The 13,161-nt window shown below is 63.9% G+C and carries 12 protein-coding genes and 1 pseudogene; 9 read left to right on the top strand and 4 right to left on the bottom strand.

What is annotated here, in order from left to right; translation table 11 throughout:
• Positions 1–29 precede the first annotated feature (29 nt).
• The 4 genes and pseudogenes from L0U84_RS44150 (at position 30) to L0U84_RS04860 (ending at position 4,629) form a co-directional block, all read left to right on the top strand.
• Positions 30–1,037, top strand: a pseudogene (locus tag L0U84_RS44150) (DUF2515 family protein).
• Between the two features lie 83 nt (positions 1,038–1,120).
• A complete protein-coding gene (locus tag L0U84_RS04870; protein ID WP_233848194.1) occupies positions 1,121–1,660 on the top strand; it encodes a flagellar biosynthesis sigma factor in 540 nt (179 codons plus the stop codon).
• Between the two features lie 713 nt (positions 1,661–2,373).
• The gene (locus tag L0U84_RS04865; RefSeq protein WP_233848193.1) at positions 2,374–4,104 is read left to right on the top strand and encodes a tetratricopeptide repeat protein; all 1,731 of its coding nucleotides are present in this window, start codon (positions 2,374–2,376) and stop codon (positions 4,102–4,104) included.
• A 126-nt stretch (positions 4,105–4,230) separates the two neighbouring features.
• Positions 4,231–4,629 (top strand): VOC family protein, encoded by a 399-nt coding sequence (locus L0U84_RS04860; RefSeq protein WP_233848192.1) that lies wholly within the window; start codon positions 4,231–4,233, stop codon positions 4,627–4,629.
• A 3-nt stretch (positions 4,630–4,632) separates the two neighbouring features.
• On the opposite strand, the gene L0U84_RS04855 is transcribed toward L0U84_RS04860, so the two are convergent.
• The gene (locus L0U84_RS04855) at positions 4,633–5,442 is read right to left on the bottom strand and encodes a mechanosensitive ion channel family protein (protein WP_233848190.1); all 810 of its coding nucleotides are present in this window, start codon (positions 5,440–5,442) and stop codon (positions 4,633–4,635) included.
• 142 nt (positions 5,443–5,584) lie between these two features.
• Between L0U84_RS04855 and L0U84_RS04850 the strand changes: the two genes are divergently transcribed.
• The gene (locus L0U84_RS04850) at positions 5,585–5,800 is read left to right on the top strand and encodes a DUF2945 domain-containing protein (protein WP_233848189.1); all 216 of its coding nucleotides are present in this window, start codon (positions 5,585–5,587) and stop codon (positions 5,798–5,800) included.
• 71 nt (positions 5,801–5,871) lie between these two features.
• Here the strand turns inward: L0U84_RS04850 and L0U84_RS04845 are convergent, their stop codons facing one another.
• From L0U84_RS04845 to L0U84_RS04835, 3 genes are all read right to left on the bottom strand, one after another.
• Positions 5,872–7,560, bottom strand: coding sequence for a putative bifunctional diguanylate cyclase/phosphodiesterase (locus tag L0U84_RS04845; protein WP_233848188.1), 1,689 nt, complete (start codon positions 7,558–7,560; stop codon positions 5,872–5,874).
• Between the two features lie 262 nt (positions 7,561–7,822).
• Positions 7,823–8,323, bottom strand: a complete 501-nt coding sequence (locus L0U84_RS04840; protein ID WP_233848187.1) for a GAF domain-containing protein — start codon at positions 8,321–8,323, stop codon at positions 7,823–7,825.
• Between the two features lie 102 nt (positions 8,324–8,425).
• Positions 8,426–8,851 (bottom strand): TOBE domain-containing protein, encoded by a 426-nt coding sequence (locus L0U84_RS04835; protein WP_233848186.1) that lies wholly within the window; start codon positions 8,849–8,851, stop codon positions 8,426–8,428.
• 157 nt (positions 8,852–9,008) lie between these two features.
• Here L0U84_RS04835 and L0U84_RS04830 point away from each other — a divergent pair, with 157 nt between their 5' ends.
• The 4 genes from L0U84_RS04830 to L0U84_RS04815 all read left to right on the top strand — a co-directional run bounded on the left by L0U84_RS04830 (position 9,009) and on the right by L0U84_RS04815 (position 13,057).
• Positions 9,009–10,571 carry an SH3 domain-containing C40 family peptidase gene (locus L0U84_RS04830; protein ID WP_233848183.1) on the top strand — a complete coding sequence of 521 codons (1,563 nt, stop codon included), beginning with the start codon at positions 9,009–9,011 and terminating at the stop codon, positions 10,569–10,571.
• A gap of 149 nt (positions 10,572–10,720) precedes the next feature.
• The gene (locus L0U84_RS04825) at positions 10,721–11,206 is read left to right on the top strand and encodes a VOC family protein (protein ID WP_129959563.1); all 486 of its coding nucleotides are present in this window, start codon (positions 10,721–10,723) and stop codon (positions 11,204–11,206) included.
• Positions 11,207–11,274: 68 nt separating this feature from the next.
• Complete coding sequence (locus tag L0U84_RS04820) at positions 11,275–11,751, top strand: VOC family protein (protein WP_233848182.1); 477 nt, start codon at positions 11,275–11,277, stop codon at positions 11,749–11,751.
• Positions 11,752–11,836: 85 nt separating this feature from the next.
• Positions 11,837–13,057, top strand: coding sequence for an MFS transporter (locus tag L0U84_RS04815; protein ID WP_233848181.1), 1,221 nt, complete (start codon positions 11,837–11,839; stop codon positions 13,055–13,057).
• Positions 13,058–13,161 lie beyond the last annotated feature (104 nt).

Genomic DNA, 13,161 nt, shown 5'->3' with positions numbered 1-13,161 from the left:
AAGAACAACATCAACGCGAATAACAACTCATGCCAGAGTGTGAAAACCCCCGCTGTCCGATCTGTTATCCGAACTGGAAAGAAGAAGAGGCTGCCGAAAAAAAGCGGGCGGAAGATGACAAACAAGACTGTATCGACTGCTGGCGCTTCTACCAGAAGCAGGCCGAAGCGATTGTCGCAGTAGATGATCCGATCGCACGCAACCGCCGTATCAACCGGGCTTACGGGCAATTATGGCTGGACGATCGCCGCTTCCAGTGGGCCGGGCTCGCGGCCTTCGCATCAAAGCAGGTTGGCTGCGGCCTGCTCAATGCCGCCGAACTGATCAGCAAGTCAAACCGTCAGCGGGACGCCTACCAGCAGTGGGAAAAAACCGCATCGCCGCTTGAGCGTCTATCGCCCTTTGTATAGCCGCGTATGCCTGGACCGGATCAGGCGACCGGCGAAGGCGCAACCAAGGTCTATCAAATGTTGGCGAAGGGCAACACGGCGTTGTTTCTCGACATCTGGCCGCTGCACATGTTCTACAAGAAGTTCGGGCTCCAGCGGTTCGAGAAGTGCCTCGAGGAGCGCGCGCAATTACGGGGTTCCGTAATCTGGCCGATTGCGGATCGCGTGCAGTTCGCCAACGTCACGGAAGAAGTGCTTCGCGGGTTTCGCGCGATCGATGCAGGAGCCATCACGAGAGGTGTCACGCAGTTCGCACAGCATGAACAGATCAACATACTTCAACCTGCCATGTACGACGATCCGGCATTCGCCATGCTGATGCGCGCCAACCAGTTCGCGTGGGCGCTGAACATCCCAACCGGATCGGCGCGGGAAATCCAGTTGGCGCTCGTCAATCAATGCACCGTGACCGGAGCGAACGCGCGAATCGAGAGGTTTAGCAGGGAACCGCTCGCCAACCTCGCTGACCCACGCCAGCGGATGGCGTTCGTACTGCGCGCAGCGCAGCGTTTTGACGATCTGTTGCACCACCCGACCGATAAGTATTCAGTCGAAAACTCCATCTTTCTTATCGCGCACCCGAGGTAGTCATGCAGCGTCGAAATATCAGACGGCTCGGGTATCTCTCATGCGCATTAATTGGCTGCGCAGTCGCGTGGGGTCTCTACGCGATGACAAAGCCCGTCGATGAAGTTGTGCTGACGCTCGGTGAGCCTTACGAGAAGGTGCGCCAGCAATCCCGGTCAACGCTCCCACCACTCGAACCCGGTGCAGCCTGGAGCGGTGTTGTGATTCGGCCAGCCCGGCTGCGGTTCGCAGATCCCGCACATGGATTCGTGACGCCCGCATCGAAGTTCCTAAACGTGGGGTACGACGAACACGGAAACGTCTGGTCGGTGACGCTTTCGCCGCAGGTTGAAACCCTGCCGCTCGACCAGGCAATGGCGATCCTGCTGGATTTGCAGGAACAGTTACGGCGGAGCGACTGGCACCCCATACTGGCCAGCCGCTACCCGCCCATCATCAACACACCTGTGATGATCGAGAGCATCCGGCGAGGGGATGATCCGAAGACCTTCTGGCAGGTCGCGGGCAAGTATCAGGCAACGCTCGACATTCGCCGGTTCGTTCATGAAAACCGGCCGCAGGACGAGCGCTACCTGATTACACTGCAATTAAGCGGCCCTCCCCTGATGGGAAGCAGGCCGTGAATAGGCCGGTCCGAGGCTAGTGGCTCGACCCTCGCGCCCCGGCTATGTGATGCGCGCGGCGGCTTCGACGCCCAGTGGCCCGAGGAATGCAGCATGATGAGAGCTCGATTACGCCGCGCCATGAAGGAGCGCCGACGCTCGACGATGGATGGTCGACGGCTGGATCGAGATGCTGCTGGGCAGTTGGTGGCAGAAAGACAGGCCGCGTCGCCAGCAAGCAACCGCGCAGTTGTCGCAAGCGCAGGGCATGACGTGTCGAAAGCGAGATCCGATCCCCCATACGGTCGTACACGGCTCACTTGATGAGCGTTTTCTCTCTAAGCGCGGACAAGCGACGATGCATCAACGACAAGTGCCTCGCACGCGGCTCTCGCCCTGGCACCCGCCGCGCAACGTTGAACGCTTACCCTTCGGCCGGTAGCGCCGCCTGTCGCAGCTTGTCCGTCACTTGTCCCCGCGCACTACCTCTACAAATCGGCTGCCTTCCATTCATCGCTTTTCCGTTGAATCGCCTCGGCCTCTTCGATCATCAAAGCAGCGGCCTTCACTCGCTCCAGATCGCTCAAGTAGCTGACTATCAGGTATCGCACAGAACGTAAGGAAGTCCACCAGAAATTTAGACACCTGGGGCAAGGTTGCGTCGGATGCTTCGAACCGGCGAACTCTATAATGGGCGCTTCTAACAGGCATCTTCAGTTTGTGGAGGAGACGCTATGGAACGGGTCGAGAAAACGATTTTCATCAGCTACCGCCGCACCAATGCGCCGTGGGCGCTAGCGATTTTTCAGAATCTGACCCAGCACGGCTACGACGTCTTTTTCGACTTCACAGGTATCGCCGGCGGCGACTTCGAGAGCATCATTCTTGAAAACATCAGGGCCCGCGCGCACTTCCTGATCCTGCTCACGCCATCCGCGCTGGAGCGCTGTGGCGAGCCCAACGACTGGCTGCGCCGTGAGATCGAGGCTGCACTAGATAACCGCCGCAATATCGTGCCGCTGATGCTGGAGAGTTTCGACTTCGGTACCCCGGCAATAGCGAATCAACTCACCGGCAAGCTGGAAGCGCTCAAGCGCTACAACGCGTTGCGCGTGCCCGTGGAGTATTTCATGGAAGCCATGAACCGCCTGCGCGAAAAGCACTTGAATGTGGCGCTCACGGCTGTGATCCACCCGGCTTCGAGTTCCGCGCAAGAGGCCGCGAAAAAGGATCAGGTAGTAGCGGCCGCTGCGCCCGCGGTTGAAGAGAAGGAGCTCACGGCGCAGCAGTGGTTCGAGCAAGGCTTCAATGCAACCGATCTGGATGAAAAGTTGCGCTGCTACAGCGAAGCCATCCGCCTGCTGCCCGATGCCGATGCCGATGTTGCCGTCGCCTACAACAACCGCGGCAATGCACGCGGCGACAAGGGCGACCTCGACGGCGCACTGCGCGACTACGACGAAGCGATTCGCCGGAAGCCCGACTACGCCAACGTCTACAACAACCGCGGCATGACCCGCCAGGACAAGGGCGACCTCGACGGCGCACTGCGCGATTACGACGAAGCGATTCGCCTGAAGCCCGACAACGCCATCGCCTACAACAACCGCGGCAATGCGCGCGACGACAAGGGCGACCTCGACGGCGCACTGCGCGACTACGACGAAGCGATTCGCCTTAAGCCCGACTACGCCGACGCCTACAACAACCGCGGCATCACCCGCAAGGATAAGGGCGACCTCGACGGCGCACTGCGCGACTACGACGAAGCGATTCGCCTTAAGCCCGACTACGCCGACGCCTACAACAACCGCGGCAATGCCCGTAAGGCCAAGGGCGACCTCGGCGGCGCACTGCGCGACTACGACGAAGCGATTCGCCTGAAGCCCGACTACGCCGTCGCCTACAACAACCGCGGCATCACCCGTAAGGATAAGGGCGACCTCGACGGCGCACTGCGCGACTACGACGAAGCGATTCGCCTGAAGCCCGACTACGCCAACGCCTACAACAACCGCGGCATGACCCGTAAGGCCAAGGGCGACCTCGACGGCGCACTGCGCGACTACGACGAAGCGATTCGCCTGAAACCTGACTTCGCCAACGCCTACAACAACCGCGGCCTAGCCCGTAAGGCCAAGGGCCACCTCGACGACGCACTGCGCGACTACGACGAAGCGATTCGCCTGAACCCCGACGACGCCGACGCCTACAACAATCGCGGCAATGCGCGCGGCGACAAGGGCGACCTCGACGGTGCACTGGGCGAATACGACGAAGCGATTCGCCTGAAGCCCGACTACGCCAACGCCTACTACAACAGGGGCCGTGCGCATCGGAACCGGGGCGAATACCAAGCGGCCATTGCCGATTACCAAAAGTACCTCGATCTAGGCGGTGGTGCGCGCGATGGTGATCAGGCCGAGGTGGAAAAAATCATTCGTGATCTCATGAAAAGAGGATAGAGACGAGCACCAAGGGACGAACTTCGCACGTTCCTTCGCGCACGGCCCGGCGCGCAGCCCACGGGCCACTCTGCAGGAGCAAGTTGCGCGTATAAATTCAGCGCAAGTTCAACAGGAAGACATCCAATGCAGCTTCTCGACCACGTCTCGATCGGCGTACCCGACATCGATGCAGCACGCCGTTTCTACGACGCCATCATGACGGCCCTCGGCGCGAGCAAAGTCTACGACCGCCCCACCGCCATAGGCTATGGCGAGCGTTGTACGGGCGACGACACCTCGTCGACCTATCTGGCCGTGTATCTCGACCCAAGCGAAATAAACGAGAACAAGCGGCACTGGTGCTTCAAAGCGCCGTCCCGCGATCATGTCGATGCATTCTGCAAAGCGGGGCTCTCGACTGGTGGCAAATCCGACGGACAGCCTGGCCTGAGGCCTCACTATCACCCCGACTACTACGCGGCATTTCTGCGCGACCCGGCTGGCAATCGCGTCGAGGCCGTATGTCATGCCCCGCAACCCTAACCCCTAAGCCGCGACCTCACACCCCGCCTTCTCCAACACGACCTGCGCCCTCTGATGCAGGTCGCCGCCAGCCAACGACACATCCGGCGACCTGACCCACGCGGCGATCCGCAACGTCGCGCCACCATCCGCCGGATAATCCGCCACCGACACCACCGGTGCCAGCGTCGAGCCGCTCAGCACGCGTGGCTCGTCGGCCACGAGTTTCTGCAGTTGCCCGATAGCCGCATCCACGTCCTTGCGCTGCGCGAGTTCCAGTTCGACCTCGATGCGCTGCGTGCCGCCACAGCTGTAGTTGATCACCGGATTGCTCCAGATCTGACTGTTCGGCACGAACACGATGTTGCCGTCGCCGCGTTCGATCCGCGTCGTGAAGAGCCCCACCTCGCGCACGATGCCAGCCGCGGCGCCGCTGCCTTCGATCACGTCGCCGACGCGAAACGGCCGCAGCAACAGCAGCATCATGCCGGCCGCGATGTTCTGCAACGTACCTTGCAGCGCGAGGCCGATCGCGAGGCCAGCCGCACCGAGCACGGCCAACACGCTCGCGGTCGCGATGCCCACCTCACCGAGCGCCGCGATGAAGACGAGCACGCGCACGGCCCACGTGCCCATCGCGGCGAGCATCGGCGCGAGGGTCGGGTCCGCGTGGGTGCGCGCGAGCGCCTTGGCGAACATCGCGCCGACGCGGTTCGACAACCACCAGCCGATCGCGACGATCAGCACGGCAATGGCGATATGAACGACGTCGTGCGTCAGCGTGACGAGCAGCGACGGCTGAAGATGAAAGAGACGGTAGAGGGAGTCGTTCATCGGCGGCCTGATTCGTGTGGTTGATCCCAACGCGGATGAAGCACGACGCGTTCCCGTCCATCCGTTACCCAGCGCGGTACGCGACTTGCTTAGCGGATGTCGATATCGTCGCCGTCGCCCACGCTCCCGATGGACCCATCCCATGTCCGCTCATCTGAAACTTCACGATCGCGTCAGGTGGAACACGCCGCAAGGTGTCACGCACGGCCGGATCGTGCGTGTCATTTCTACGCGCGAGACAGTAGATGGCAGGACCGTCGCCGCATCGAAATCGCACCCGCGCTACGAAGTGGAAAGCGAGAAAAGCGGCATACGCGCGGTGCACCGCGGCGATGCGCTCGAGCGCCTGAACGATTGAAATGGTCGAACCGCACTGAAGCGCGGCGCGCGAGGAAATTACTACGGACAACTAGCCGACCACACCGCCCGCTACGGCTTCAACACATTGCGCAGCGTCGCAATCGTCAGCGGACGCGAGAACCAGAAGCCCTGCGCCTCATCGCAGCCCAGCGCTTCGAGTTGTGCCGCCTGTTCGGCCGTTTCGACGCCCTCGGCGGTCACGCGCAACTGCAACGCATGCGCCATCGCGATGATCGCCCCGACGAGCGCCGCGCTCTGCGGATCGCGCGACATGCCGGTCACAAACGAGCGGTCGATCTTCAGGCGATTGAGCGGAAAGCGCGTCAGATACGCGAGGCTCGAATAGCCGGTGCCGAAGTCGTCGACCGCGACTTCGACGCCGAGCGCGCGCAATGCATGCAGCGTCTGCAACGCCTGTTCGATGTCGCCGAGCAGCACGCCCTCGGTGATTTCGACCTCGAGATACGCCGGGTCGAGCGCGGCATCCTGCAGCGCGTCGCGGATCGTGTGGAACAGGTCCTGATGTGCGAACTGTTGCGGCGACACGTTGACCGCGAACCGCGGCAACGTGCCGACCTGTCGCAGCAGCTTGCCCGCGTCGCGGCACGCGGTGCGGATCACCCATTCGCCGATCCGTTCGATCAGCCCAGCCTCTTCCGCGATCGGCACGAACTCGACCGGACTGATCATGCCGCGCTGCGGATGATTCCAGCGAAGCAGCGCCTCGACCTGCGCGATGCGTCCGGTCGCGAGCGTGATCTGCGGTTGATACACGAGGTGGAGTTGCTGGCGCTCGAGCGCTTCGCGCAGCATCGTCTCGAGTTCGAAGCGGCGCGCGGCCTGTCCTTCGAGCGCGGTCGAAAAACGTCGCACCGCGTTGCCGCTCACCGCCGATGCCGCCGACAACGCGACGCCCGCGCGACGCATCAGCGTCGGCGCATCGGCGCCGTCGGCGGGATACGCGGCGAGACCGATGCTCGCGGCAAGGTTCAGCGACGTGCCGGCGTAATCGATCGCTTCGGCAAGGCGGCCGAGCGCTTCGGCGGCGAATGCATCGGCGCCCGCGCCGGTTTCATTGACGAGCAGCGCGAACTGCGTGCCGCCAATCGACGCGATCGTGCCATCGTGCGGAAACATGCCGCGCAGCCGTTCGCCGACGATCTGCAACACGAGCTCCGCCGCATGCAGCCCGAGCGCGTCGCGCAATTTGCGCAGGTGATCGAGCTCGACGATCAGCACGGCAAAGCCGCCGCCGCTGCGCTGACAGCGCGCGATCGTCAGTTCGAGACGTTCGATGAACAGGGTTTGATTCGGCAGACGCGTGACGCCATCGTGATGCGCGACGTACCACAGGCGCGCTTCGGATTGCGCATAGCGGGTCATGTCGACCGCGATGCCGACATAGCGCAGCGCAGGAAACGTCGCCTGCGCGCCTTCGGCGTTCAGCGGCGCGAGCGCAAACGCAACGCGCAGCGGCGAGCCGTTGCGCCGCAGATAAGTCCATTCGCCTTCGTAACGCGCGTTCAGGGCCGCGAGCGCCGGCAACTCCGCGCGACGTTTGACCAGTTCGGCGGGATCGTGCAGCGACTCGAACGAACGGATGCCGACCAGTTCTTGCGCGCTATAACCGGTCAGCTTTTCGAAAGCGGCGTTGACGGTCTCGAAGATGCCGTCCGCCGTGCAGATGAACATGCCGTACGGCGCGGCTGCCAGGGCGGCATCCCGCGTGCGCGCTTCGACGTGAATGGAATGATGCATCGCGCCGGCCTTTGTCCCCGGTGATCCAAGCGAATCCGCGTGTTCCCGACGCATGGCGCGCAGACGTCACAGCGGCGCATTGCGCTGCGCTTTCGTCGCGCGTGGCGAGTGTGCCGATGATATCGACTTTCGCTCGCGATCCGGCGGCCTGACGCGTGGAGAAAAGCCTCGAAACAAGCCGCGAAAACAGACAACGAACGAACGCGTCGCGGGCAAACGCCAACGACGCCGTGGGAGGTGCCCGGAGCGGTGTGCGGCGACCCTACACACCGCGCGGCAGCGCCGCCTCGATGAACGCCGCGCACAGAGCTTCCATGCCCTTCGCGTCCTCTTCGTCGAAGCGGGCGATGACCGGGCTGTCGACATCCCACACGCCGATCAGCGTGCCGTCGGGTGCGACGAGCGGCACCACGATTTCCGATTGCGACGCCGAATCGCACGCGATATGGCCGGGAAACTCGTGCACGTCGCGCACGACCTGGGTCTGACGGGTTTGCGCGGCCGTGCCGCAGACGCCCTTGCCGAGCGCAATGCGCACGCACGCGGGCTTGCCCTGGAACGGGCCGACCACCAGTTCGCGGCCATCGTGAAAGTAAAAGCCGGCCCAGTTCAGATCGCTCAACGAATGAAACACGAACGATGAAAAATTCGCCGCGTTGGCGATCCAGTCGGTTTCGCCGGCGAGCAGCGCGCGCGCCTGCGCGACCAGCTCTTCGTATTGCGCGGCTTTGGGCAGATGCGAGGTGGAGGAAACTTCGAACATGACGGCGTCCGTGATCAGAGCGGGATGGAATGCGAGAAGGGGTGCAGTGTAAAGCAAGCGCAATCCCCGCGCGCGCTTCGCGGAGATTCACGCGAGAGCCTGTTACTGATCGACACCGATAATCACGCTCGACGCCTTGAAAATCGCCGTCGCCGGCTTGCCGCTGGCGAGGCCGAGGCGCGCGACGCTATCGTTCGTGATGATCGCGGCGATCTGCGCGCTGCCCGCGCTGATCGTCACCTCCGAATTGACCGCGCCCTTCGTCACGGCCGCGACGGTCCCCTCGATGCAGTTGCGCGCCGATACCTGTTGCCTCGCGACGTCGACCATCACGATCACCGACGATGCCTTCACGAGCGCAAATGCCTGCTTGCCGGGCGCAAGCCCGAGCGACTTCGCGCTGCCGTGCGCGATGATCGCGACGATCTCGAGACCGTCCGACGTGCGCAGCGTGACTTCGTCGTTGACGGCACCGTGCGTGACGTCGGCAACTTCGCCGCTGAACTGATTGCGTGCGCTGGTTTTCATGGCTGACTCCGTGGCGATTGAAGCGCGTGCCGACGCGCGGGCGGACAGATAAAGCGAGTGTAATTGAAGCTGCGTGGGGCGCCGGCAAAATCCAGTGCGCCGTGGGCATCGCCGACACCGTATCATCGTGGCCTTGGACCACCTACGCCGGATCTTTATGCCCGTCGCCGTACTCTCCCGCCGTGCCTGCCGCGCCGTCTTACTGTGCGCCGCCGTCACGACGCTAGTCGCATGCAGCACGCCGTCGCCGCCGAGCGACACGCACGCGTTCGTCGACAACGTCACGCTGTTTCCGCTCGCCCATTACGACCAGAACGTCGATCACTGGCTCGATCCGAACAGCCCCGACTACGATCGGCCGTTTCTCAGCGCCGCCGAGCAGCGCGCGCATTTCGACGCGCTGTTCGCGCGCTACTTCGGCACGGGCGAGAACGCGCCGTCGCCGTGGAATCCCACGTGGGTCACCAGCCGCGTGTTTCGCGAACAGGGCGAGGACATTGCCGCACTGCAACAGCGCCGCATCGACAAGTTCGACAACACCGGCAAGCATGGCAGCGTCATCGGTTACGGCGAAAACTTCCGGCCGCACGACAAGGCGTGGATCGACGCGATCGCGCGCAACATCAACCTCGCGCAGTTCACCCAAACGCCGGTCTACCAGCCCGAGCGGCGCGCGATCGCGACCGGCAACCTGATGGTGCGCGAGCTGCCGACCACCGATCCGTCTTTTTACGACCATCATCTGGCCGGCGAAGGTTATCCGTTCGACAACCTGCAGATCTCGGCGGTGCGTCCGGGCACGCCGCTCTACGTGCTCGGCCGCAGCGTCGACGGCGCGTGGCATTACGTGCAGACGCCTGACGTGCAGGGCTGGGTGCGCAGCGACGGCGTCGCGTTCGCCGACGAGCGTTTCATCGATCAATGGCGCGCGGCGGCCGGAAAGTCGCTGGGGACGGTGATCGTCGCGTCGGCGGCGATCAGCGACAGCCATGGCGTGTTCCGCTTCGCCGCGCCGGCCGGGACGATGCTGCCGCTGGTGGCGGGTGCCTTGGCGTCACCGGCCACGGCCAGCACCAACCCGGTCACGCGCGAGCTCCTCGTTCCCGCGCGCGACGTCGACGGCCGCGCGCTGATCCGCAGCGCGTCGCTCGACCCCACACAGATCACGCCGATGCCGCTCGCCGCGACGCCGCGCCACCTCGCGATGCTATTGAAGGCGCTGATCGGCCGGCCGTACGGCTGGGGCAACAGCGGGCTCTACAACGACTGCTCGTCGGAACTGCAAAGCATCTTCGCCGCGTTCGGCGTGTGGCTGCCGCGCCATTCGTCGACGCAGATGAGCGCCGGCCGCATGGTCGATCTGTCGGACTCGACGCCCGCCGAGCGGCTCGACTATCTGGCGCGGCATGGGGTGCCGCTGCGCACGCTGATCTATATCGGCGGCCACGTGATGCTGTACCTCGGCAACACGACACGCGACGGCGTCACGGTTCCCGTCGTCTATCAGGACGTATGGGGCCTGCGTCCGGCCGACAACAGCCGGCGCGCGGTGATCGGCGGCTCGGTGATCCTGCCGCTCGACGAGCACGTCCCCGAAGACGCGACGCTGCAGTCGCTTGCCGCGACCCATACGTTCCAGATCAGCATCCTCGGCGCACCGGCGGGCAGCGCGGCGCCATCGTCCGCGCCGCCGGCGGACGAGGACAATCCAGCGGGGTGAATGGCGAGGGCCCTCGCCCTCGCCCTCGACCAAAAAATATTTTTCTCGGAGTGTCGATCCGACGGTCACAAACTCGTCGTAACGTTGAAGACCCAGCTCTCGCAGCCGGTCTTTCCACTGAGGAACCGTTACTTCAAGGAGTCACCGTCATGTCCAGCGCCGCTGTCAAACCGATCCCGGACGGGATGCACTCGCTCACGCCATACCTGATCTGCAAGAACGCCGCCGAAGCGATCGCGTTCTACACGAAAGCCTTCAACGCCGTCGAACAGATCCGTCTGCCGGGCCCGGACGGCAAGGTGATGCACGCGACCTTGAAAATCGGCGACTCGATGCTGATGCTGACCGACGAATGGCCCGAGCATCAGAGCTTCGGCCCCAACACGCTGAAGGGCACACCGGTCACGATTCACTACTACGTACCGGACGTCGACGCGAGTTTCAAACAGGCCGTCGACGCGGGCGCGACCGTCACGATGCCTGTCACCGACATGTTCTGGGGCGACCGCTACGGCCAGGTCAAGGACCCGTTCGGCCACAGCTGGTCGCTCGCGACGCACAAGCGCGACCTGAGCGCCGAGGAAATCCAGCAGGCGATGGCAGCAATGAACTGCGCGCCCGAAGAGAAGAAGTGAGAGGCCGGTGGGCGTCGGGCGAACGCACGCCCGCGCCCGCCGTCGGCAAATCACGAAGGAGCAACGTCATGCAGAAAATCGCGCCGTGCCTGTGGTTCGACGGCAACGCGGAAGAAGCCGCGGAGTTCTACACATCTGTGTTTCCGGCTTCGCGCATCGCCACCACGCTGCATTACACGGATGCCGGTCCAGGACCGGAAGGCGAAGTCCTGGCCATCACGTTCGAGATCGAGGGCCAGCAGTTCATGGCCCTGAACGGTGGCCCTCAATATAAATTCACGCCGGCGATCTCGCTGTTGGTGCACTGCGACTCGCAGGAAGAAGTCGACCGCTACTGGTCGAAGCTGCTGGACGGCGGCGGCGAGCCGGTGGCCTGCGGCTGGCTGCGGGACCGCTTCGGCGTGTCGTGGCAGATCACCCCCAGCGTGCTGCTGGAGATGGTGCTCGACCCGGATCGCAAGAAGGCTAGCCGCGTGATGGCGGCGATGATGAAGATGGTCAAGCTCGATATCGCGCTCCTCGAACAGGCGTATCGAGGCGAGTAAGACGGTGCACGGCGCGTGCGCGCGCCGCGCCCGCGCGATCTTTTGATAGGATCGGTCTCGACCCCAACACGGCGAGACAACCACGGTGCGCGTCAACCATCAGGCCTTCTTTTGCTCGCTGTTCATCGCGCGTCTCGCCGATCAGATCCTGCTCTTTCTGGTGCCGCTCGTCGTCTATCAAACGACGCGCCAGGTCTCGTGGTCGGGCCTCGCGTTCTTCATCGAAACGCTGCCGCGTTACCTCGTGTTCCCGTTCTTCGGCGCGCTCTGCGACCGCTTCCCGCCGCTGCGTCTGATGCGCCTGAGCCAGGCCGTGCGCGCGCTCGCATGCTTCGGTGGTATCGCCGCGTATGCGCTGTTCGGCGGCATCGGCTGGCTGATCGCGCTGTCGGCCGCGTGCGGCGTGCTGACGAGCCAGGGGCTCGTCGCGCGCGAGGTGATGCTGCCGCAGATCTTCAGCACGCAGCAGATCCAGAAGGTCCTCGCGTATTCGCAACTGGCCGATCAGCTCGGCTTCGTGCTCGGGCCGATGCTCGCCGCACTGCTGCTCGGTGTGTGGCGTTGGGAATGGGTGGTCGCCGCGACCGGCGTGCTGTTTCTGTGCGCCGACGCCGCGCTGTTCGTCTGGCAGCGACTGAGCGGTTTTCGCGCGCCCGCTCAAAGGTCCGCTGATTCATTCGTGCCCACCGCTCACTGGAGCACACCGCTGCGCATCGCGCTCAATCACGTGTGGACGCTGCCGGGACTGAAGAAGGTCATCATGCTCGCGGCCGCGGAGAACCTCGTGATCGGCGTCACGCTCGCGACATCGGCGGCGATGGTGACGGGCTTGCATGCGCAGTCGAACCGCTACTACGCGGGTCTGCAAACGGCCGGCGCGATCGCCACGGTGCTGGTGCTGCTGACGGTCGCGCGCGCCGGCTGGCCCGCGCGCGTGCTCGGTCTCGTCGCGTTCGTGACGATCTGCGCGGGCGGCGTGATCGCGGGCGCGAGCGCGTCGCCGTGGGGCTATGCGCTCGGCTTTCTGCTGATCGTCGGCTTCGACAAGATGTTCAACGTCTACATCCGCAGCGCGCGTTTGCAAATCATTCCGCCCGAGGACTACGGCAAGACGATCGGCGTCGCGATTCTGCTGAACAACCTGACGCAGCCGCTCGCCGGCCTGCTCGTCGGCGTGTTCTCCGCGCGCACGCAAACCGGCCCACTGATCGTCGCGCTGTCGCTGACGATGGGCGGCATCGGCGCGGCGGTATCGATCGGCTCGGCGCTGCTGCGCCGCAAGCGCGCGTGGGCGCTCGAAGACTGACGACGCTTCGATGCGCGACGCAGCGCAGCTCCTTGCGCGACGACACGCGCAAAGTTACCCACAGTTTTTGTTGGCAAATCTGTGCATAACTTTCCGGAAAAATC

It is taken from the genome of Paraburkholderia sp. HD33-4 (genome assembly GCF_021390635.1).
GTDB lineage: Bacteria > Pseudomonadota > Gammaproteobacteria > Burkholderiales > Burkholderiaceae > Paraburkholderia.
This window is presented reverse-complemented; position numbering and strand designations above follow the sequence as displayed.

Excerpts from the sequence above, each read along its gene's own strand:
- L0U84_RS04870 (WP_233848194.1), top strand. The coding sequence starts at position 1,121 with ATGACAAAGCCCGTCGATGAAGTTGTGCTGACGCTCGGTGAGCCTTAC.
- L0U84_RS04845 (WP_233848188.1), bottom strand. The coding sequence starts at position 7,560 with ATGCATCATTCCATTCACGTCGAAGCGCGCACGCGGGATGCCGCCCTG.
- L0U84_RS04855 (WP_233848190.1), bottom strand. The coding sequence starts at position 5,442 with ATGAACGACTCCCTCTACCGTCTCTTTCATCTTCAGCCGTCGCTGCTC.
- L0U84_RS04820 (WP_233848182.1), top strand. The coding sequence starts at position 11,275 with ATGCAGAAAATCGCGCCGTGCCTGTGGTTCGACGGCAACGCGGAAGAA.
- L0U84_RS04860 (WP_233848192.1), top strand. The coding sequence starts at position 4,231 with ATGCAGCTTCTCGACCACGTCTCGATCGGCGTACCCGACATCGATGCA.
- L0U84_RS04865 (WP_233848193.1), top strand. The coding sequence starts at position 2,374 with ATGGAACGGGTCGAGAAAACGATTTTCATCAGCTACCGCCGCACCAAT.
- L0U84_RS04835 (WP_233848186.1), bottom strand. The coding sequence starts at position 8,851 with ATGAAAACCAGCGCACGCAATCAGTTCAGCGGCGAAGTTGCCGACGTC.
- L0U84_RS04830 (WP_233848183.1), top strand. The coding sequence starts at position 9,009 with ATGCCCGTCGCCGTACTCTCCCGCCGTGCCTGCCGCGCCGTCTTACTG.
- L0U84_RS04840 (WP_233848187.1), bottom strand. The coding sequence starts at position 8,323 with ATGTTCGAAGTTTCCTCCACCTCGCATCTGCCCAAAGCCGCGCAATAC.
- L0U84_RS04850 (WP_233848189.1), top strand. The coding sequence starts at position 5,585 with ATGTCCGCTCATCTGAAACTTCACGATCGCGTCAGGTGGAACACGCCG.
- L0U84_RS04825 (WP_129959563.1), top strand. The coding sequence starts at position 10,721 with ATGTCCAGCGCCGCTGTCAAACCGATCCCGGACGGGATGCACTCGCTC.